At 74.7% G+C, this 20,099-nt stretch carries 20 protein-coding genes; 14 read left to right on the top strand and 6 right to left on the bottom strand.

Translation table 11 applies throughout. The features are described 5' to 3' along the window. Positions 1-193: 193 nt before the first annotated feature. On the bottom strand, positions 194-1,201 hold the full coding sequence (locus NH342_RS03345; RefSeq protein ID WP_253011271.1) for a glycerophosphodiester phosphodiesterase family protein: 1,008 nt from the start codon (positions 1,199-1,201) through the stop codon (positions 194-196). Positions 1,202-1,356: 155 nt separating this feature from the next. On the opposite strand from NH342_RS03345, the gene rsgA reads away from it, so the two are divergent. Next, positions 1,357-2,382 carry a ribosome small subunit-dependent GTPase A gene (rsgA, locus tag NH342_RS03340; protein WP_253011229.1) on the top strand — a complete coding sequence of 342 codons (1,026 nt, stop codon included), beginning with the start codon at positions 1,357-1,359 and terminating at the stop codon, positions 2,380-2,382. Between the two features lie 11 nt (positions 2,383-2,393). Then, the gene (gene purD / locus NH342_RS03335) at positions 2,394-3,665 is read left to right on the top strand and encodes a phosphoribosylamine--glycine ligase (protein WP_253011227.1); all 1,272 of its coding nucleotides are present in this window, start codon (positions 2,394-2,396) and stop codon (positions 3,663-3,665) included. Positions 3,666-3,767: 102 nt separating this feature from the next. On the opposite strand, the gene NH342_RS03330 is transcribed toward purD, so the two are convergent. Beyond that, positions 3,768-5,249 (bottom strand): AI-2E family transporter, encoded by a 1,482-nt coding sequence (locus tag NH342_RS03330; RefSeq protein WP_253011225.1) that lies wholly within the window; start codon positions 5,247-5,249, stop codon positions 3,768-3,770. A gap of 116 nt (positions 5,250-5,365) precedes the next feature. Between NH342_RS03330 and NH342_RS03325 the strand changes: the two genes are divergently transcribed. The 3 genes from NH342_RS03325 to NH342_RS03315 are packed head-to-tail and all read left to right on the top strand — an operon-like array spanning position 5,366 to position 8,137. Then, a complete protein-coding gene (locus NH342_RS03325) occupies positions 5,366-5,968 on the top strand; it encodes a mismatch-specific DNA-glycosylase (protein ID WP_253011223.1) in 603 nt (200 codons plus the stop codon). Next, a complete protein-coding gene (gene purB / locus NH342_RS03320; protein WP_253011221.1) occupies positions 5,965-7,272 on the top strand; it encodes an adenylosuccinate lyase in 1,308 nt (435 codons plus the stop codon). The genes NH342_RS03325 and purB overlap by 4 nt, the downstream gene beginning before the upstream one ends. Positions 7,273-7,282: 10 nt before the next feature. Further along, complete coding sequence (locus tag NH342_RS03315; protein WP_253011219.1) at positions 7,283-8,137, top strand: phosphoribosylaminoimidazolesuccinocarboxamide synthase; 855 nt, start codon at positions 7,283-7,285, stop codon at positions 8,135-8,137. On the opposite strand, the gene NH342_RS24045 is transcribed toward NH342_RS03315, so the two are convergent. Both NH342_RS24045 and NH342_RS03305 read right to left on the bottom strand, forming a co-directional pair. Beyond that, positions 8,104-8,835, bottom strand: a complete 732-nt coding sequence (locus NH342_RS24045) for a PilZ domain-containing protein (protein WP_253011217.1) — start codon at positions 8,833-8,835, stop codon at positions 8,104-8,106. The two genes, NH342_RS03315 and NH342_RS24045, sit on opposite strands and share 34 nt — an antisense overlap. Position 8,836: 1 nt before the next feature. Beyond that, positions 8,837-9,523, bottom strand: coding sequence for a PilZ domain-containing protein (locus tag NH342_RS03305; protein WP_253011215.1), 687 nt, complete (start codon positions 9,521-9,523; stop codon positions 8,837-8,839). Positions 9,524-9,628: 105 nt separating this feature from the next. On the opposite strand from NH342_RS03305, the gene purS reads away from it, so the two are divergent. From purS to NH342_RS03285, 4 genes are read left to right on the top strand one after another with little or no spacing between them, the layout of a single operon-like run. After that, positions 9,629-9,868, top strand: a complete 240-nt coding sequence (gene purS, locus NH342_RS24040) for a phosphoribosylformylglycinamidine synthase subunit PurS (protein WP_253011213.1) — start codon at positions 9,629-9,631, stop codon at positions 9,866-9,868. Between the two features lie 5 nt (positions 9,869-9,873). Beyond that, on the top strand, positions 9,874-10,545 hold the full coding sequence (gene purQ / locus NH342_RS03295) for a phosphoribosylformylglycinamidine synthase subunit PurQ (RefSeq protein ID WP_253011211.1): 672 nt from the start codon (positions 9,874-9,876) through the stop codon (positions 10,543-10,545). Continuing rightward, positions 10,542-12,809 carry a phosphoribosylformylglycinamidine synthase subunit PurL gene (gene purL / locus NH342_RS03290; protein WP_253011209.1) on the top strand — a complete coding sequence of 756 codons (2,268 nt, stop codon included), beginning with the start codon at positions 10,542-10,544 and terminating at the stop codon, positions 12,807-12,809. The genes purQ and purL overlap by 4 nt, the downstream gene beginning before the upstream one ends. After that, on the top strand, positions 12,809-13,186 hold the full coding sequence (locus NH342_RS03285) for a sterol carrier family protein (protein WP_253011207.1): 378 nt from the start codon (positions 12,809-12,811) through the stop codon (positions 13,184-13,186). The genes purL and NH342_RS03285 overlap by 1 nt, the downstream gene beginning before the upstream one ends. 70 nt (positions 13,187-13,256) lie before the next feature. Here NH342_RS03285 and NH342_RS23170 read toward each other — a convergent pair whose 3' ends face one another. Both NH342_RS23170 and NH342_RS03280 read right to left on the bottom strand, forming a co-directional pair. Continuing rightward, the gene (locus NH342_RS23170; protein WP_256479289.1) at positions 13,257-13,391 is read right to left on the bottom strand and encodes a hypothetical protein; all 135 of its coding nucleotides are present in this window, start codon (positions 13,389-13,391) and stop codon (positions 13,257-13,259) included. Further along, positions 13,388-14,791 carry an OFA family MFS transporter gene (locus NH342_RS03280; RefSeq protein WP_253011205.1) on the bottom strand — a complete coding sequence of 468 codons (1,404 nt, stop codon included), beginning with the start codon at positions 14,789-14,791 and terminating at the stop codon, positions 13,388-13,390. The genes NH342_RS23170 and NH342_RS03280 overlap by 4 nt, the downstream gene beginning before the upstream one ends. A 183-nt stretch (positions 14,792-14,974) precedes the next feature. Between NH342_RS03280 and NH342_RS03275 the strand changes: the two genes are divergently transcribed. The 5 genes from NH342_RS03275 to purM are packed head-to-tail and all read left to right on the top strand — an operon-like array spanning position 14,975 to position 20,076. Next, positions 14,975-16,066, top strand: a complete 1,092-nt coding sequence (locus NH342_RS03275) for an S-(hydroxymethyl)mycothiol dehydrogenase (RefSeq protein ID WP_253011203.1) — start codon at positions 14,975-14,977, stop codon at positions 16,064-16,066. Further along, positions 16,063-16,671, top strand: coding sequence for an MBL fold metallo-hydrolase (locus tag NH342_RS03270; RefSeq protein ID WP_253011201.1), 609 nt, complete (start codon positions 16,063-16,065; stop codon positions 16,669-16,671). Before NH342_RS03275 ends, NH342_RS03270 begins: the two co-directional genes overlap by 4 nt. Further along, entirely contained in the window at positions 16,668-17,387 is a 720-nt protein-coding gene (locus tag NH342_RS03265; RefSeq protein ID WP_256479300.1) for a DUF72 domain-containing protein, read from the top strand. Before NH342_RS03270 ends, NH342_RS03265 begins: the two co-directional genes overlap by 4 nt. Positions 17,388-17,410: 23 nt before the next feature. Next, complete coding sequence (purF, locus tag NH342_RS03260) at positions 17,411-18,991, top strand: amidophosphoribosyltransferase (RefSeq protein ID WP_253011199.1); 1,581 nt, start codon at positions 17,411-17,413, stop codon at positions 18,989-18,991. After that, positions 18,988-20,076, top strand: a complete 1,089-nt coding sequence (gene purM, locus NH342_RS03255) for a phosphoribosylformylglycinamidine cyclo-ligase (protein WP_253011197.1) — start codon at positions 18,988-18,990, stop codon at positions 20,074-20,076. Before purF ends, purM begins: the two co-directional genes overlap by 4 nt. The last annotated feature ends 23 nt before the right edge of the window (positions 20,077-20,099 follow it).

The following is a 20,099-nucleotide window of genomic DNA, read 5'->3' as shown; positions in this document are numbered from 1 at the left end:
GGCGACGGCGTCGGAACCGAGGAAGACCCGGCCGACGAGCTGGGGAGGACGGAGCGGCGCGATCACCCACGCAGGGTGACGCTCCTTGCGACGGCATGTGGATCTTGTCCACAGCGACGACGGATCCCGGGGTTGCCGCCCACTCACCAGGAGTGGAGGGGGCGAGAACCCCGGGATCCGTCGCGGGCAGGCGTCAGGGGCGGGGGCGGACGGGGGCCAGGGCGGGGGCGGCGAGGGCGGCGCGCTCCCGGACGGCGATCTCCGGGTTGTCGGTGATCAGCCCGTCGACGCCCAGCGCCAGCAGCAGGCGGGTCTCGGTGCCGGCGTCGCCGAGCCCGGCGGGGTCGGTGCCCCGGCGCAGGTGCAGCGGCAGGAAGGCGTTCTCGGCACGCACGGTGAACGGCGCGACGGTGAGGCCGGCCCGGTGCGCCTGCGCGACCAGGTCGGAGACGCCGACCAGGGTGCCCTCCGCGTCGCGCAGCAGCACGCGGTGCTTGGACGGCCCGATCCCGCCGGCGTAGGTGCTGATCCCGCGCAGCCCGGCGGGGGTGACCAGGTGGTCGTGCGCGGGCTCGTCGCCGACCAGCTGGACCAGGGACGCCGCGGCCCCGAGCCGGGCGCGCAGCTCCTGCACGCCGGCCACGTCGAAGCTCTGCCACACCACGTCGGGCGCCGCGCCGACCTCGGCGCAGGCCAGCTCGACCATGGGCAGCCCGACCGAGGCCGACCAGGACGGGTTCTTCAGCTCGGCCTGCACCCCGATCCCGCGGGCGCGGGCGATCTCCACGACCTCGCGCAGGGTCAGCACGGTCCCCTCGTGCAGGGTGCCGCCCGGGCGCAGGTGCGGCCAGCGCTCGACGGCGCGCAGCGTGCGCAGCTCGGCCAGGGTGAAGTCCTCCACGAACCACCCGGTGGTCTCCACGCCGGCGACCTCCTGGGTGCGGCGGCGGTGGGCGAACCCCGGGTGCGCGGCGACGTCGGTGCTCAGCGACAGCTCGTTCTCGTGCCGGACGACCAGCGCGCCGTCCCGGCTGACGACGACGTCGGGCTCGACCCGGTCGGCGCCGAGCTCGGCGGCCAGCTCGTAGCCGGCCCGGGTGTGCTCGGGCCGGTGCGCGGCGGCCCCGCGGTGACCGATCACCGCCGGCCGCCGGGCGCGCAGGCGGGTGGCGGTGGCGGTCGCCAGACCGGTCTCGTGCATGGTGCTCACAACACCCGCTCCAGGTGTCTCGATGGCGAACGGCACCTGACAATCTTCTGTCATGTCAGCTACATCGGCCTGAGCAGCGCGTTCGGAACGCCGTTGTGGCGAGCGTCACCCCGAAAACTGCTCGACGGGCCGCGGAGCATGACGGTGTGACCGTCCACCACCCGCAGGTCCCCGCCTGGGGCACCGCCGCGCCCGCCGCACCGCGCGGCACCCGGTTGGGCCGCGTCGTCCGGGTGGACCGCGGGCTGCTCACCCTCGCCACCGCCGAGGGCCCCGTGCGGTTGCCGCCGGACCCCCGGCTGCACGAGGACGGCCCGCCCGCGGTCGGCGACTGGGTCGCGGTGACCGGCGAGCGGGTGGCGCAGGTGCTGCCGCGGCAGTCCGCGCTGACCCGCACGGTCGCCGGCCGGACATCGGCGGCGCAGGTGCTGGCGGCCAACGTCGACCTGGTGCTGGTCGTCGACACCCTCGTCGAGCACGCCCGGCTGCGGCGGATCGAGCGGTTCCTCGCCATGGCGTGGGGCAGCGGCGCCGTCCCCCTGGTGGTGCTCACCAAGGCCGACGCCTGCGCCGACGTCCGGTCCGCGGTCGAGCAGGTCGCCGAGGATGCCGTCGGCGTCGCCGTCCTGGCCGTCAGCGCGCACACCGGCGCCGGCCTGGACGAGCTGCGCGCCCGGCTGGCCCCCGGGACGACGTGCGCGGTGGTCGGCCCCTCCGGCGTCGGCAAGTCCACGCTGCTCAACGCGCTGGCCGGCCGGGACGCCGCCGCCACCACCGAGGTCCGCGGGGACGGCCGCGGGCGGCACACCACGACCGCGGCGCAGCTGCACGTGCTGCCCGGCGGCGCGCTGCTGGTGGACACGCCCGGTCTGCGTGAGCTGGAGCTGGCCGACGACGAGGGCCTGGACGCTGCCTTCGCCGACGTCACCGCCCTGCTGACCGGTTGCCGGTTCCGGGACTGCGCGCACGCCGGTGAGCCCGGCTGCGCGCTGGCTGCCGCGATCGACGACGGTCGACTGGACCCTGCCCGGTACCGCGCCTGGCGGAAGCTGCGCACCGAGGCCGAGACCACCGAGCTCCGCCGCGCCGACCGGGTCGCCGCCCGACGGCAGCGGGAGAAGGCCTGGGGACGGGCCGTCGCCCGCAGCAGGGGGACGAGCCGGCCCCGGTAGCGTCCGGGCCCATGCGCGTGCTCGTCATCGGATCCGGAGCCCGGGAGCACGCCCTGTGCGTCGCCCTGCGGGCCGACCCCGCCGTCACCGCGCTGGCCTGCGCACCCGGCAACGCCGGCACCGCCGCCGTCGCCGAACCGCACCCGGTCGAGGGCGCCGACCCGGCCGCCGTCGCCGCGCTGGCGACTCGCTGGTCGGCCGACCTGGTCGTCGTCGGGCCGGAGGCGCCCCTGGTCGCCGGTGTCGCCGACGCCGTCCGCGACGCGGGGGTCGCCTGCTTCGGGCCGAGTGCCCAGGCCGCGCAGATCGAGGGTTCGAAGGCCTTCGCCAAGCACGTGATGACCGCCGCGGGTGTCCCCACCGCGCAGGCCTGGGCGGTCGGCACCGAGGCCGAGCTGCGCACCGCGCTGGACGAGGTGGCCGCGCTGAACGCCCCGGGCAGCCCCTACGTCGTCAAGGACGACGGCCTGGCCGCCGGCAAGGGCGTCGTGGTCACGCCCGACCGGGACGCCGCCCTCGCGCACGGCCTGGCCGTCCTCGCCGACGGGCACGCCGTGCTGGTCGAGGAGTACCTGGACGGCCCGGAGGTGTCGCTGTTCGCGGTCACCGACGGGACGACGGTGCTGCCGCTGCTGCCCGCGCAGGACCACAAGCGCCGCGACGACGGCGACGCCGGCCCCAACACCGGCGGCATGGGCGCCTACGCCCCGCTGCCGTGGGCGCCGTCCGGCCTGGTCGACGAGGTGCTCGCCCGCGTCCTGCAGCCGACGGTGGACGAGCTGGCCCGCCGCGGGGAGCCGTTCAGCGGCCTGCTCTACGCCGGGCTGGCGCTCACCTCGCGGGGCGTGCGGGTGGTGGAGTTCAACGCCCGCTTCGGCGACCCCGAGACCGAGGTCGTGCTGCCGCTGCTGCGCACGCCGCTGGCCGGGCTGCTGCACGCCGCGGCCACCGGCACGCTGGCCGACCACCCGCCGCTGGAGTGGTCCGGGGGCGTCGCGGTGGTCGTCGTCGTCGCCGCGCCGGGCTACCCGGAGTCCCCGCGCACCGGGTCGCCGATCACAGGTGCCGACGCCGAGGGCGTGCTGCACGCCGGCACCCGGCCGGCCGCCGACGGCTCCGTGCACAGCGCAGGGGGGCGGGTGCTCGCGGTGACCGCGGTCGGCGCCGACCTCGCCGACGCCCGCCGGGTGGCCTACGAGCGGGTCGCCGGCATCGGTCTGGAGGGCGCGCACTGGCGCACCGACATCGGCCTGGCCGCGCTGGAGGGCCGGATCACCGTCTGACCGGCCGCCGTCCGCACCCCTGTACGGCCGACCTCACCGACGTCGCTGTGGTCCGCCGGACGGCGATCAAGTCCCCTGATCACTGTCCAACGGGGGCGGGGGCTAGCCGGAGGTGCGGACGGCGGCGCGGGCGCGGCGGGTGTCCGGCGTGGGCGGCCGCGGGCCCTGGTGGCGGCGGGAGAGGTAGGTGCCGGCCACGTTCGCGCACGCGATCACCGGGACGGCGATGAGCGCGCCGAAGATGCCGGCGACCAGCAGGCCCGCGGCGATCGCCAGCACCACGGCGAGCGGGTGCACCGAGACCGCCCGGCCCAGCAGCAGCGGCTGCAGCACGTGGCCCTCCAGCTGCATGATCAGCACGATGATGCCCAGCGCGATCAGCGCCTTGACCGGGCCGACGGCGACCAGGGTGACCAGCACGGCCACCGAGCCGGCCAGGAACGACCCGATGATCGGGATGAACGCACCCAGGAACACCAGCGCGGCCAGCGGGACGACCAGCGGCGTGCCGAGCACGGTCAGCCCGATGCCGATGAAGACCGCGTCGAAGGCGGCGACGACCGCGGTGGCCCGGACGTAGGAGATCAGCGTCCGCCACGACCGGCGGGCGGCCTCGTCGATGTAGGCCTGCGAGTTCGGCGGGGTCAACCCGACCAGCCACAGCCAGATCTCGCGGCCGTCCATGAGGAAGAAGAACAGGGTGAACAGCGCCAGCACGATGCCGGTGAGCACCTCGCCGAGGGTGGCCGCGGTGGTCAGCGCGCCGGCGGTCAGGGTGTCGCGGTTGTCCATCAGCGCCTGCTGGATGCTGCTGCTGGCGTTGGCGAGCAGGTCGTTGAGGTCGCCCTGGGTGACCGGGAACGTGCTGACCACGAAGTCCTGGATCTGGGTCAGGCCCTCCCCCACCTGGCTGGCCAGGTCGTCGTAGCCGGCCGCGAACTGCTCCACGACCAGCGTGACGATGCCGGCCACCACGCCCAGGCCGACCAGGAGCATGAGGAGCGCGGCCAGCGACTTGGGCCAGCGGTGCCTGATCAGGAAGGCCGCGCCGGGCTGCAGCAGCGCGGCCAGCAGCAGCGCGACCACCACGGGGACGACGACGACCGCGACGTAGGCCAGCCCGAGCAGCAGCAGGTACAGCGCTGCGCCGATCGCGATGACCCGCCAGGACCAGGCCGCGGTGACCCGGAGCCCGTTCGGCACCTCGTCGGCGGCCGGGCGGGGGTGCTCGCTGGCCAGCAGGCTGCCGGTGGCGCGGTCGCGGTGCGCGGGCACCGGCGGCGGACCGCCGACCCGGGGCGGACCGCTGACGCCGTCGGCGACGTCGCTGTCGGGCGCGGCGGGGTCGGGGGACCCGGCGGAGTACGCGTCGTCGGGCCGCGGACCGTCCTCGGTGGCGTCGACCGCCGGCGGGCGCGGCTGGGCCGGGTCCTCGACGTGCTCGACGACGGCGCGGGACCCGTCCTCCAGCACCAGCACGGTGCCCTCGGGCCAGGCGTGCGGGTCGTGCTCGCTGGCGGCCCGGATGCGCTCCCGGGCGCGGCGCACCAGGGACGTCGCCCGCGATGCGGTGCGGTCGAGCACGTGGACCTCCAGAGCTGGGGGGTGCGTGTGGGGGACCAGGATGGACCCGACGCGGCGCGTGCCCTGATCATGGATGCCCGGCGCGTTCGGCGACTACACCCGGGAGCGGGGACGAGATGCGGTTCACCCGTCGGGAGCTCGAGGCGCACCGCGACGCCGAGGTCCCCGACCTGCTGCCCACCGGCCCGCTGCGGCTGCTGGTCGTCGGCATCAACCCCGGGCTGTGGACCGCCGCGGTGCAGACCCACTTCGCCCGGCCGGGCAACCGCTTCTACCCCGCGCTGCTGCGGGCCGGGGTGATCACCGAGCCGGTCGACGCGGCCGCGGGGATGACCGCCGCCGACCGGGCCCGGTTCACCGCCGCGGGCATCGGCATCACCAACCTGGTGCGGCGGGCCACCGCCCGGGCCGACGAGCTGACCGCCGACGAGCTGCGGGACGGCGGCTCCCGGCTGGTGCGCCTGGTCACCGCGCGGCGTCCCGCCGTGGTCGCCGTCGCCGGGGTGACGGCCTTCCGGCATGCCTTCGGCGTCCCGCGCGCCCGGACCGGCCGGCAGGACGCCGTCCCGCCGGGCTGGCCGGACGGCGTGCAGCTGTGGGTGGTGCCCAACCCCAGCGGCCTGAACGCCCACGACACCGTCGAGACCCTGGCGGCGGCCTACGGCGAGGTGGCCCGCGCGGCCGGCGTCCTGCCCGGTGCGGGAGGATCACCGGCGTGATCGAGCGGTACACCCTCCCCGAGATGGGCCGGGTCTGGAGCGACGCCCACAAGTACGAGCTGTGGTGCCGGGTCGAGACCCTGGTGCTGGAAGCGCACGCGGCGGCCGGCCGGGTGCCGGCCGACGTGGTCGAGCCGGTGCGGCAGGCGCCGCCGCCGACGCCCGAGCGGGTCGCCGAGATCGAGGCCACCACGCAGCACGACGTCATCGCCTTCCTGACCGCGTGGGCCGACAACACCGAGCCCCGCAGCGCGGCCGCCTACGTGCACCACGGCATGACCAGCTCCGACCTGCTGGACACCGCGCTGGCCGTGCAGCTCACCGACGCCACCGACGTGCTGCTGGCCAAGGCCGACCGGCTGGTCGCCGCGCTGCGCGACCACGGGCTGGCCCACCGGCACACCCTCAAGGTCGGCCGCACGCACGGCGTGCACGCCGAGCCCGACGTCTGGGGCCACCGGGTCGCCGACCTGGCCTTCGCCGCGGCCCGCTGCCGGGACCGGCTGCGCACCGCCCGCACCGCGGTCGGCGTCGTCGCCATCTCCGGCGCGGTGGGCACCTACTCCCTCATCGACCCCTCGGTGGAGCAGGTCGTCGCCGAGGCGCTGGACCTGCGCGCCGCCGACGCCTCCACCCAGGTGGTGCTGCGCGACGGCATCAGCGAGTGGGTGTCGGCGCTGGCGGTCTTCGCCACCGTGTGCGAGGCGGTCGCGCTGGAGGTGCGGCACGGCCAGCGCACCGAGGTGCGCGAGCTGTCCGAGGCGTTCGGGTCGGGCCAGAAGGGCTCCAGCGCGATGCCGCACAAGAAGAACCCGATCCGCTCCGAGCGCATCGCGGGCCTGGCCCGGGTGGTCCGCGCCGCGGTCGTGCCGGTGATGGAGGGCATCCCGCTGTGGCACGAGCGCGACATCTCGCACTCCTCCACCGAGCGGGTCTTCCTGCCCGACGCCGCGATCGCCCTGGACTACCTGCTCGACCTCACCGCCGGCCTGGTGGAGAACCTGGTCGTCGACGTCGAGCGGATGCGGGCCAACCTGGACTCCACCGGCGGGCTGATCTACACCTCCGCCGTCCTGCTGGAGCTGGTCGAGGCCGGCATGGGCCGCGAGCAGTCCTACGCGCTGGTGCAGGGCGCGGCGATGCAGACCTGGCAGACCGGCACCCCGTTCCGCGAGACGCTGCGCGCCCGCGCCGCCGACGAGGGCGTGGCCCTGGACGAGGCCCGGCTGGACGACATCTGCCGGCCCGAGCGGTACGTGGCCAACCTCGACCCGCTGTTCGAGCGGCTCGGTGCCCTGTCGTGAGGGCGCTGTCGTGAACCTCCCGCTGGTCGCCCGCGGCAAGGTCCGCGAGGTCTACGACGCCGGCGACGACCGGCTGTTGCTGGTGGCCTCGGACCGCATCTCGGCCTACGACCACGTGCTGCCCACCCCGATCCCGGACAAGGGCGCGGTGCTCACCCGGCTGTCGGTGTGGTGGTTCGACCAGCTGGCCGACGTGCTGGCCGCGCACGGCGCGCAGCACCACCTGATCAGCGCGGACGACGTCCCGGCCGAGGTCGCCGGGCGGGCCATGCTCGTGCACCGGCTGGCGATGGAACCGGTGGAGTGCGTGGCCCGCGGCTACCTGTCCGGGTCGGGCACGGTCGAGTACCGCCGCACCGGGGCGATCGTCGACGTCGAGCTGCCGGCCGGGCTGGTCGAGGGCTCGCGGCTGCCGCAGCCGGTGTTCACGCCCTCGACCAAGGCCGAGCAGGGCGAGCACGACGAGGCCATCTCCTTCGCCCGCACCGTCGAGCTGGTGGGCGCGGAGCGCGCCGAGCAGCTGCGGGAGCTGACCCTGGCGCTGTACCGCCGCGGCCACGAGGTCGCGCAGCGGGCCGGGATCGTGCTGGCCGACACCAAGTTCGAGTTCGGCACCCGCGACGGCGTCCTGGTGCTGGGCGACGAGGTGCTCACCCCCGACTCCTCCCGGTTCTGGCCGGCGGCGACCTGGTCGCCGGGGGCGGTGCAGCCCTCCTACGACAAGCAGTACGTGCGCGACTGGCTGACCGGGTCGGGCTGGGACCGGCAGTCCCCGCCGCCCGAGCTGCCCGAGGACGTCGTCGCGGCGACCCGCGAGCGCTACGTGGCGGCCTACGAGGCGCTGACCGGGTCGTCCTTCGGCTGATCGGTCGGCTGGTCCGGGGCCTCGGCAGCGACCGGGGCCTCCGCCCGGGCCTCTGCCGGGGCCGCGGCCTGCACGAAGTCGCGCAGCTTCACCCGCTGCTCGTCCAGGTCCCCGGTCACGAACACCCGCACGTCGCGGGTGCCGTCGGGCAGGAGCGACGCCCGCACCACCGAGACCGGGACGGCCACCCGCTCGCCGTCCAGGAGCAGCGCCAGCTCGCCCGACGTGCCGGGCTCGGGCAGGTCGCCCGGCTGGGCGCGGGTGACCGGCGGGAAGGCCAGCCGGACGCCGGCCACGCTGAGGTCGACCGTCTCGCCCGACCAGCGGGCGTCGGCCAGCACCAGGACGGCGGGCAGCGCGACGGTGTGCCGCGGCACCGCGCGGCGGGTGCCCTCGGCCGAGGGCGTCAGCGGGACCAGCCGCCAGCTGGGGTGCCCGGAGACGGTCGAGACGACGTCCTCCACCCGGTAGGTGCGGGTGCGCACCTTGTCCCGCCAGCCCCACGACACCTGCAGCTCGGTGCCCAGCGCCAGCCGGGGACGCCGGCCGGACCGGGTGGTGGGCACCTCGGCCTCGAGCTCGACCTCGCTGGAGGCACCGGCGGTGCTCTGCAGCGGCACGCCGTCGATCACCACGTGCAGCGACGACCCGCGCTCGGGGTGGTTGCGGCCGAACACGCTGTTGGTCCCGACGACCACCTCATCGCCTCCCGGCGGTGACCTGGCGACCGATCTCCTGGGAGGTGGTCGCGCGCAGCTGGAGCCGGACGTCGTCGGGGAGCGCCTCGAAGCGGGCCCGCAGCAACCGGTAGCCGTCGGGCCGGCGCCGGACGTCGAGCACCCGGCTGCGCAGCTCGGTGCGCGCGCCGCCCAGCACCAGGGCGAGGGTGACCAGCTCGCCGACCTCGGCGAAGGGCTGCGTGGCGTCGCCGAACCCGGTGGTGGGCGCCGGCGCGAACAGGGCGCGCAGGCCGCCCTCGCTGATGTCGGTGGTCGCGCCCAGCACCATCCCCAGCGGGGTGAGCAGGCCGACCGGCACCTCCATCTCCACCCGCGGGGTGGCCCGGCGGTCACCCACGGAGGCGACGTCCGTGGGGCGCAGGACCCAGACCGGGTCGCTGCCGCCGCGCACGTCGGCCACCGCGTGCGGGCGGTAGCGCACGGTGCCGTCGGGCACGGTCCACCAGACCACGACCTCGGCGCCCAGGCCCAGCCGCACCCGTCGGCCGGCGGCGTCCACGCCCACGGCCAGCACGAGCTCGGCCCCGGAGCTGTCCTCGACCCGGGTCGCCACCCGGGCGGCGCCCGGGGTGCCACCGGTGACGGCGACGACCTCGACCTGGTCGCCGACCGGTGGCCGGTCGCCGACGGGCAACGCGTCGGGCACGGGCAACCTCCTCGGGGTCGGCGGACGGGTCGTGCACGCGGTATCGGCCGTTGCTGCGCGAACTCGCGTCGAAATGCCGATCACCCCGCCCGGTACCCTCGCCCCGTGCCGCGCGTGGTCGTCGACGTCGTCCTCAAGCCCGAGATCTCCGACCCCCAGGGGCAGGCCGTGCTCGGCGCCCTGGGCCGGTTGGGGCACACGGGGGTGACCGGGGTGCGGCAGGGCAAGCACTTCGTCCTCGACGTCGAGGGCGCACCCGACGAGGCCGAGCTCCGCGAGATCGCCGAGAACCTGCTGGCCAACCCGGTCATCGAGGACGTCGAGCTCCACCTCGAAGGAGCCTGACCGGCGTGCGCATCGGGGTCGTCACCTTCCCGGGCTCGCTGGACGACGTCGACGCCGCCCGCGCGGTCCGGCTGGCCGGCGGTGAGGTGGTGCCGCTGTGGCACGCCGACGCGCAGCTGCCCGCGGTCGACGCCGTCGTCCTGCCCGGCGGCTTCTCCTACGGCGACTACCTGCGCGCAGGTGCCATCGCCGCCCGGCAGCCGCTGATGCGCGCCGTGGTCGACCGGGCGCACGCCGGCATGCCGGTGCTGGGCATCTGCAACGGCTTCCAGGTGCTCTGCGAGGCCGGGCTGCTGCCCGGGGCGCTGACCCGCAACAGCCACCTGCACTTCCGCAACCGCGACCAGGCGCTGCGCGTCGAGCGCGCCGACACGGCGTGGACGTCGTCCTACGACCAGGACCAGACGATCGTCGTCCCGGTGAAGAACGGCGAGGGCCGCTACGTCGGGTCCGACGCCGACCTCGACCGGCTGGAGGGCGAGGGCCGGGTGGTGGTGCGCTACACCGGCGGCAACCCCAACGGCAGCTCGCGCGACATCGCCGGCGTGACCAGCGCCGACGGCCGGGTCGTCGGGCTCATGCCGCACCCCGAGCACGCCGTCGAGGAGCTCACCGGCCCCTCGGTCGACGGCCTGGGCTTCTTCACCTCCGTCCTGACAGGGGTCCTGGCGAAGTGATCGACACCGTGCAGCACGCGGCGGGCACCCCCGACGAGGAGCAGCCCCACCGCGAGCTGGGCCTGCGCGACGAGGAGTACCTGCGGATCCGGGACATCCTCGGCCGCCGGCCCACCACCGCCGAGCTGGCCATGTACTCGGTGATGTGGAGCGAGCACTGCTCCTACAAGTCCTCCAAGGTGCACCTGCGCACCTTCGGCGACCTGCCCCGCAGCGAGGCCCTGCTGGTCGGCATGGGCGAGAACGCCGGCGTCGTCGACGTGGGCGACGGCTACGCGGTCACCTTCAAGGTCGAGTCGCACAACCACCCCAGCTACGTGGAGCCCTACCAGGGCGCGGCCACCGGCGTGGGCGGCATCGTCCGCGACATCCTGACCATGGGCGCCCGCCCGGTCGCGGTCATGGACTCGCTGCGCTTCGGCCGGGCCGACGCCCCCGACACCGCCCGGGTGCTGCCCGGCGTGGTGGCCGGCGTCGGCGGCTACGGCAACTGCCTGGGCCTGCCCAACATCGGCGGCGAGGTCCTCTTCGACGACTGCTACGCCGGCAACCCGCTGGTCAACGCCCTGTGCGTGGGCGTGATGCGGCACGCGGACGTCCGGCTGGCCAAGGCCGAGGGCGTGGGCAACAAGGTCGTGCTCTTCGGTGCCCGCACCGGCGGCGACGGCATCGGGGGCGTCTCGGTGCTGGCCAGCGAGACCTTCGACGAGCACGGCCCGGCCAAGCGGCCGTCGGTCCAGGTCGGCGACCCGTTCACCGAGAAGCTGCTCATCGAGGCGTGCCTGGAGATCTTCGCCGCCGACCTGGTCACCGGCATCCAGGACCTCGGTGGCGCGGGCCTGTCCTGCGCGACGAGCGAGCTGGCCGCGGCGGGCTCGGGCGGCATGCGCATCGACCTGGAGGCCGTGCCGCTGCGCGACTCCACGCTCACCGCGGCCGAGATCCTGATGAGCGAGTCGCAGGAGCGCATGTGCGCCATCGTGGAGCCGGCGAAGGTCGAGCAGTTCCTCGCCGTCTGCGCGAAGTGGGACGTGCTGGCCACCGTCATCGGTGAGGTCACCGACGGCGACCGGCTGCTCATCGACTGGCACGGTGAGCGGATCGTCGACGTCCCCCCGCGGACGGTCGCCCACGACGGCCCGGTCTACGAGCGGCCCTACCACCGCCCGGCCGACCTGGACGACCTGCAGGCCGACCTGCCGCCGACCACCTCGGCCGACCTGCGCGCGGACTGGCTGGCCGTGGTCGGCAGCCCCGACGGCTGCGACAAGTCCTGGATCACCGAGCAGTACGACCGGTACGTGCAGGGCAACACCGTGCTCGCCCAGCCCGACGACGCCGGCCTGGTGCGCATCGACGAGACCACGCACCGCGGCATCGCCCTGGCGCTGGACGGCAACGCCCGCTTCGCCCGGCTGGACCCCTACACCGGCGCGCAGCTGAACCTGGCCGAGGCCTACCGCAACGTCGCCGTCTCCGGTGCCGTGCCGCTGGCGGTCACCAACTGCCTGAACTTCGGCTCCCCCGAGGAGCCCGAGGTGATGTGGCAGTTCGCCGAGGCGGTCCGCGGGCTGGCCGACGGCTGCCGGGCGCTGGGCCTGCCGGTCACCGGTGGCAACGTCAGCCTCTACAACCAGACCGGCGACGTCCCGATCAACCCCACCCCGGTGATCGGCGTCCTCGGCGTGCACGACGACGTCCGCACCCGGGTGCGCGGCGGCTGGCGCGCGGCGGGGGAGACCGTGCTGCTGCTGGGCGAGACCCGGCCGGAGCTCGGCGGCTCCGCGTGGGCCGGCGTCGTGCACGGCCACCTCGGCGGCCTGCCGCCGCGGGTCGACCTGGACGCCGAGCGCGCACTGGCCGGGCTACTCGCGCGGCTGGCCGCCGACGGCGCGGTCACCTCCGCGCACGACCTGGCCGACGGTGGCCTCGCGCAGGCGCTGACCGAGTCGGCGCTGCGGCACGGCGTCGGCGCGACCGTCCGGGTGGACGGCGACGCCACCGCGGCGCTGTTCGCCGAGTCGGTGGCCCGGGCCGTGGTCACCACCGCCGACCCGGCGGCGGTGCGCGCCGCGGCGGAGGCGGCCGGCGTCCCGGTCACCGAGCTGGGCACCACGGGCGGCGAGGCCCTGGTCGTCGAGGGCGTCCTCGAGCTGCCGCTCGCGGAGCTGCGCAGCGCCTGGACCCGCACGCTGCCCGACCTGTTCGGCCACCCCGAGGACGTCGTCGGCGCCGTCCCCACCGGAGCGGTCCCGACCAGCTGATGCCGGCGCCGATCCCCGCCGAGGAGCTGCGCGCCGCGGTCGCCGCGTGCCTGCCCTGGCTGCGGGGCGAGGCCGACCGGCCCGCCCGGGCGGTGCTGGGTGCGGCGGTGAAGACCTCTGCGCGCTGGCTGGCCCAGCAGGTGCCCGGCCGCTCGGTGGAGGTCCGGGTGCCCCCGCACGTGGCGGTGCAGTGCATCGAGGGGCCACGGCACACCCGCGGCACCCCGCCCAACGTGGTCGAGACCGACGCCGCCACCTGGCTGCGGCTGGTCACCGGGATGCAGACGTGGGAGGACGCGCTGGCGGCCGGTGCGGTCGCGGCCAGCGGCAACCGGGCCGACCTCGCCGCCGTCCTGCCGCTGCGGCCCCTCACCTGACAGCACCGGCCCGGGACGACGACGCCCCGCCCACCGCGGACGGTGGACGGGGCGCCGGAGGGGGTGCGGGTCAGCCGGTGAACAGCGCGCTGGCCGTGCGGATGGTCTGCACCAACCCGTACAGCAGCGGGATCGTCACCAGCGCCCAGGCCAGGACGATCAGGCCCATCGGGGTGCTGGTCGGCGTGCGGTCGGGGGTGCTCATCGGGCAGCGCTCCGTTCGGGGGTCGCGGTGGTGCCGGTGGACTTCTCGTGCCACTTGCTGTCGACCGGGCGCACCAGCAGGTTCGCGACGAACCCGACGGCGAGCAGGCCGACCATGATGAACAGCGCGATCCGGTAGTCGCCGGCCACCAGTTCACCTGGGGTGCCCTGGGTGTCCAGGACGCCGTTGACGATCAGCGGGCCGGCGACACCGGCCGCGGACCAGGCGGTCAGCAGCCGGCCGTGGATGGCGCCCACCTGGTAGGTGCCGAACAGGTCGCGCAGGTAGGCCGGGATGGTGGCGAACCCACCGCCGTAGAAGCTGATGATCACCGCGGCGAGCAGCACGAACAGCCAGACCGCCGAGCTGCCGGCGGTGGCCAGCAGGACGTAGAGCACCAGGCCCAGGCCCAGGTAGACCATGTAGATGCCCTTGCGGCCGATGACGTCCGACGTCGAGGACCAGACGAAGCGGCCGGCCATGTTGAACAGCGAGAGCAGGCCGACGAACCCGCCGGCCGCGGCGGCGGACACCGCGGAGGTCGCACCGTCGCGGAAGAAGTCCTGGATCATCGGGCTGGCCTGCTCCAGGATGCCGATGCCCGCGGTGACGTTGCAGAACAGGACCGTCCACAGCAGCCAGAACTGCGGGGTCTTGATCGCGTTGCCCGCCGAGACGCTGGCGGTGGTGACGAGGGCCTTCTGCTTGACCGCCGAGGGGTCGAAGCCGTCGGGCCGCCAGTCGTCGGCCGGCACCCGGATGATGGCGGCGCCGAACATCATGAAGACCAGGTAGACCAGGCCGAGGGTGACGAACAGGCCGGCCACCGCGCCGCCGCTGGCCGTGGTGCCCGCGGTGCCGTCGTAGCCGTCGTCGTAGAGCGAGAGCAGCTGGCGCGACAGCGGCGAGGCGATGAGCGCACCGCCACCGAAGCCCATGATGGCCATCCCGGTGGCCAGGCCCGGGCGGTCGGGGAACCACTTGATGAGCGTGGAGACCGGCGAGATGTAGCCGATGCCCAGCCCGATCCCGCCGAGGACGCCGTAGCCCAGGTAGACCAGCCACAGCTGGTTGGTCGAGATGCCCAGGGCGGCCACCAGGAAGCCCGCGGACCAGAAGCACGCGGCGGTGAACATGGCCGCCCGCGGGCCGTTGCGGTCGACCCAGGTGCCGAAGACGGCCGCCGACAGGCCCAGCACCACGATGGCGATGGAGAAGATCGCGCCGATGGCGGTCAGCGAGCTGTCGAAGTCCGCGACCAGGGCGGACTTGTAGACGCTGGTCGCGTAGACCTGGCCGATGCACAGGTGCACGGCGAGGGCGGCCGGTGGGATGAGCCACCGGTTGAAGCCTGGCTTGGCGACGATGCGGTCGCGGGCCAGGAAGCCGGGAACGGCCACGGGTCCTCCTGTCCGGGGCGGAGCCCGGGTTCGCTGGATGCCCGCTGTGTGACGCGGGCCATGCCCGCGCGACGGTAGTTCGATGCACAACCGTCCGCGCGCCGAGCGAGACCTGATCGTCACCTGTCCGGGTGGTGGAAGCGCATGGGGACCCACCCGCGCCCGACCCATAGGCTCCGGTGCATGCCGTACGAGGTGCAGGGCGTCGTCGCCCTCAGCAAGGGAGCCCCCGTCAGTCTCGAGACGATCGTCGTCCCCGACCCGGGTCCGGGTGAGGCGGTCGTCGACGTGCAGGCCTGCGGGGTCTGCCACACCGACCTGCACTACCGGGAGGGCGGGATCAACGACGAGTTCCCGTTCCTGCTCGGCCACGAGGCCGCCGGCGTCGTCGCCGCGGTCGGCGAGGGCGTCACGAACGTCGCCGTCGGGGACTACGTGATCCTCAACTGGCGCGCCGTGTGCGGGCAGTGCCGCGCCTGCACCAAGGGCAAGCCCTGGTACTGCTTCAACACCCACAACGCCGCCCAGAAGATGACGCTCGCCGACGGCACGGAGCTGTCCCCGGCCCTGGGCATCGGCGCGTTCGCCGAGAAGACCCTCGTGCACTCCGGTCAGTGCACCAAGGTCGACCCGGCCGCCAAGCCCGAGGCCGCCGGCCTGCTCGGCTGCGGCGTCATGGCCGGCGTGGGGGCCGCGATCAACACCGGCGGCGTCGGTCGCGGGGACACCGTGGCTGTCTTCGGCTGCGGCGGCGTCGGCGACGCCGCGATCGCCGGGGCGAAGCTGGCCGGTGCGGCCAAGGTCATCGCCGTGGACATCGACGACCGCAAGCTGGAGTGGGCCAAGGGCCTGGGCGCCACGCACACGGTGAACTCGAAGGAGACCGACGCGGTCGCCGCCATCAAGGAGCTCACCGGCGGCTTCGGCGTCGACGTCGCCATCGACGCCGTCGGCCACCCGGCGGTCTACCAGCAGGCCTTCGACGCCCGCGACCTCGCCGGCACCGTCGTCCTCGTCGGCGTCCCCAACCCGACCATGGAGATCACGCTGCCGCTGATCGACGTCTTCGGCCGCGGCGGTGCGCTGAAGTCCTCCTGGTACGGCGACTGCCTGCCCAGCCGCGACTTCCCGATGCTCGTCGACCTGTACCTGCAGGGCCGCTTCGACCTCGACGCCTTCGTGTCCGAGACCATCGGCATCGGCGACGTCGAGGCCGCGTTCGCCAAGATGCACCACGGCGACGTGCTGCGCTCGGTCGTGGTGTTCGACCGGTGACCGTCTCCATCGACAAGACCGTCGTCAGCGGGGTGTTCAGCCTCGACGGCCAGGACTTCGACGTGGACAACAACGTCTGGCTGGTCGGCGACGAGGAGACCGTCGTGGTCATCGACGCCCCGCACGACGCCGCGCCCATCCTGGCGGCCATCGGCCCGCGCACCCTGGGCGCCATCGTGCTGACCCACGGGCACAACGACCACATCACCGCCGCGGTGGCGCTGCGCGAGGCCACCGGGGCCCCGATCTGGTTCAACCCCGAGGACCGGATGCTCTGGGACGTCGTGCACCCCGACGCCGAGCCCGACCACGACCTGGTCGAGGGCACCACCTTCGACGTCGCCGGCACCCAGCTGGTCGCCATGCACACCCCGGGCCACTCCCCGGGCAGCACCTGCCTCTACGCCCCCGAGCTGGACACCGTCTTCACCGGCGACACCCTGTTCTGCGGCGGCCCGGGCGCGACCGGCCGGTCCTACAGCGACAAGCCGACGATCCTGAACTCGATCCAGGAGCGGTTGCTCACCCTGCCCGGCGACACCGTCGTCAAGACCGGGCACGGCGACGACACCACCGTCGCGGCCGAGGTGGACAACATCCACTGACCGCCCGCATCGGCACGTCCGGCTGGAGCTACGACCACTGGGACGGCGTCCTCTACCCACCGGGGACGCCGTCCCGGGACCGGCTGGCGCACTACACCGCCGAGTTCGACACCGTCGAGCTCAACGCCTCCTTCTACCGCTGGCCCCGCGACACCACCTTCGCCGGCTGGCGGCAGCGGCTGCCCCCGGGCTTCGCGATGAGCGCGAAGGCCGCCCGCGGTCTCACGCACGCCAAGCGGCTGTACGACCCCGAGACCTGGATCGACCGGACGGCCGCCGGGTGGCACGCCCTCGCCGACCGGCGCGGGGTGCTGCTGGTGCAGCTGCGCCCCGACCACGAGCGGGACGACGACCGGCTCGCCTGGTTCCTCGCGCACCTGCCGCCGTGGTTGCGGGTGGCCGTCGAGCTGCGGCACCCGACCTGGCAGCACGACGACGTGTTCGACCTGCTGGCCCGGCACGGCGCCGCGTACTGCGTGGTCAGCGGCGCGGGCATCCCGTGCGTGCTACGGGTGACCGCCCCCTTCGCCTACGTGCGCTGGCACGGTCCCGACCACGAGCACCTCTACGCCGGCTCCTACCCCGACGCCGACCTGCACTGGTGGGCCGACCGGATCCGGGAGTGGGGGAGCGCCGAGGTGTTCGGCTACTTCAACAACGACGGCGGGGGCCACGCCGTGCGCAACGCCCGTCGGCTGCGGGAGCTGTTGCGCTGACCCCAGCCGGTACCCTCGCACGCGTGCCTCGCGGTGATGGACGGCTGACGCACGACCTCGACCCCCACGACCTCGGACCCCAGGACGCGTGCGGCGTCTTCGGCGTCTGGGCGCCGGGGGAGGAGGTCGCCAAGCTCAGCTACTTCGGCCTGTACGCCCTGCAGCACCGCGGTCAGGAGGCGGCGGGCATCGCGGTGTCCGACGGCGCCTCCGTCGTGGTCTACAAGGACCTGGGCCTGGTCAGCCAGGTGTTCGACGAGTCCACCCTCTCCAGCCTGCGCGGCTTCCTCGCCGTCGGGCACACCCGGTACTCCACCACCGGCGCCTCCACCTGGGAGAACGCACAGCCCACGTTCCGCACCACCGGTGCGGGCACCGGCATCGCGCTGTGCCACAACGGCAACCTGGTGAACACCGCCGAGCTGGCCAGCCGCGCGGCCGACGAGGGCGTCACCGGCGCCTTCTCCGCCACCACCGACTCCGACATCGTCACCGCGCTCATCGCCGCCCAGCAGGACCTCTCCGTCGAGGCCGCCGCGATGCAGGTGCTGCCCACCCTGCGCGGGGCGTTCAGCTTCGCGTTCATGGACGAGACCACGCTGTACGCCGCCCGCGACGCCCAGGGCGTGCGTCCCCTGGTGCTCGGCCGGCTCGAGCGCGGCTGGGTGGTGGCCAGCGAGACCGCGGCCCTGGACATCGTCGGCGCCTCCTTCGTCCGCGAGGTCGAGCCCGGCGAGCTCATCGCCATCGACGAGGACGGCCTGCGCTCCCAGCACTTCGCCCCCGCAGAGCCCAAGGGCTGCGTGTTCGAGTACGTCTACCTCGCCCGGCCCGACACGACGATCTCCGGCCGCGGCGTGCACGCCGCCCGGGTCGAGGTGGGCCGCCGGCTGGCCCGCGAGCACCCGGTCGAGGCCGACCTGGTCATCCCGGTGCCCGAGTCGGGCACCCCGGCCGCGGTCGGCTACGCCGAGGCCTCGGGCATCCCCTACGGCCTGGGCCTGGTCAAGAACTCCTACGTCGGCCGCACCTTCATCCAGCCCTCCCAGACCATCCGGCAGCTGGGCATCCGGCTCAAGCTCAACCCGCTGCGCGACGTCATCCGGGGCAAGCGGCTGGTCGTCGTCGACGACTCGATCGTGCGCGGCAACACCCAGCGCGCGCTCATCCGCATGCTGCGCGAGGCCGGCGCCGTCGAGGTGCACGTGCGCATCTCCTCCCCGCCGGTGAAGTGGCCCTGCTTCTACGGCATCGACTTCGCCTCCCGCGCCGAGCTGGTCGCCAACGGCCTGGACGTCGACGGCGTGCGCGCCTCCATCAACGCCGACTCGCTGGGCTACGTCAGCGAGGCGGGCCTCATCGCGGCCACCGAGCAGCCGGCCAGCCGGCTGTGCTCGGCCTGCTTCACCGGCGAGTACCCGATCCCGCTGGGCGAGCCGGAGGTGCTGGGCAAGCACGTGCTCGAGGGCATCACCAAGCGCACCCTGCCGGTGCTCGACGACGTCGACCGGGAGGCCGCCCGCGCGGTCAGCGGCTGGACCGGCCGGCAGGCCGGCAGCCCCACCACCGCCGGCGGCGCCGACGACGCCCTCACCCGCCCGTGACCGTCCCGCCCAACCACCCCGTGACCGACCGGCCCACCGGCGGCTTCACCTACGCCGCGTCCGGCGTCGACATCGACGCCGGCGAGCGCGCGGTCGCGCTCATCAAGGGCGCGGTCGAGGCCACCAACCGGCCCGAGGTGGTCGGCGGGCTCGGCGGGTTCGCCGGGCTGTTCGCCCTGGACGTGCAGAAGTACCGGCGTCCGCTGCTGGCCTCCTCCACCGACGGCGTGGGCACCAAGATCGCCCTGGCCCGGCAGCTGGACCGGCACGACACCGTCGGCATCGACCTGGTCGCCATGTGCGTCGACGACCTGGTGGCCTGCGGTGCCGAGCCGCTGTTCCTGCAGGACTACGTCGCCTGCGGCACCGTCGTCCCCGAGCGGATCGCGGCGATCGTCACCGGCATCGCCGAGGGCTGCCGGCTGGCCGGGGCCTCGCTGGTCGGCGGCGAGACCGCCGAGCACGGCGACCTGATGGGCCCCGACGACTACGACCTGGCCGCCACCGCCGTCGGCGTGGTGGAGGCCGACGCGGTGCTCGGACCCGAGCGGGTGCGCGAGGGCGACGTGGTGGTCGCGATGGCGTCCTCCGGGTTCCACTCCAACGGTTACTCCCTGGTCCGCCGGGTGGTCGCCGAGGCGGGCCTGGACCTGCGGGCCACCCCCGCCGGGCTCGACCGCGACCTGGGCTCCGAGCTGCTGGAGCCCACCCGCGTCTACGCGCTGGACTGCCTGGCCCTGGTCGCCGAGCTCGGCGTCGAGGGCGTGCACGCCTTCGCGCACATCACCGGTGGCGGGCTGGCCGGCAACGCCGCCCGGGTCGTCCCCGACGGCCTGGAGGCCGTGCTGGACCGCGCCACCTGGGCGCTGCCGGCCGCCGTGCAGCTGCTGGAGTCGCACGGGGTGCCGCGCAGCGAGTCCGAGCGCGCGTTCAACTGCGGCGTCGGGATGGTCGCCGCAGTCGCACCCGAGGTGGCCGACCGGGCGGTCGACCTGCTCACCGCCCGCGGCGTGCCCGCGTGGGTGGCCGGGACGGTGCAGCCCGGGCCGGGGGCATCGGCGCGGCTGGTGGGTTCCTACCGCTGACCCAGCACAACGGCACCGCCGTC

Origin of the sequence: Klenkia sp. PcliD-1-E (assembly GCF_024124375.1) — a bacterium.
Taxonomy (GTDB): domain Bacteria; phylum Actinomycetota; class Actinomycetes; order Mycobacteriales; family Geodermatophilaceae; genus Klenkia.
This window is presented reverse-complemented; position numbering and strand designations above follow the sequence as displayed.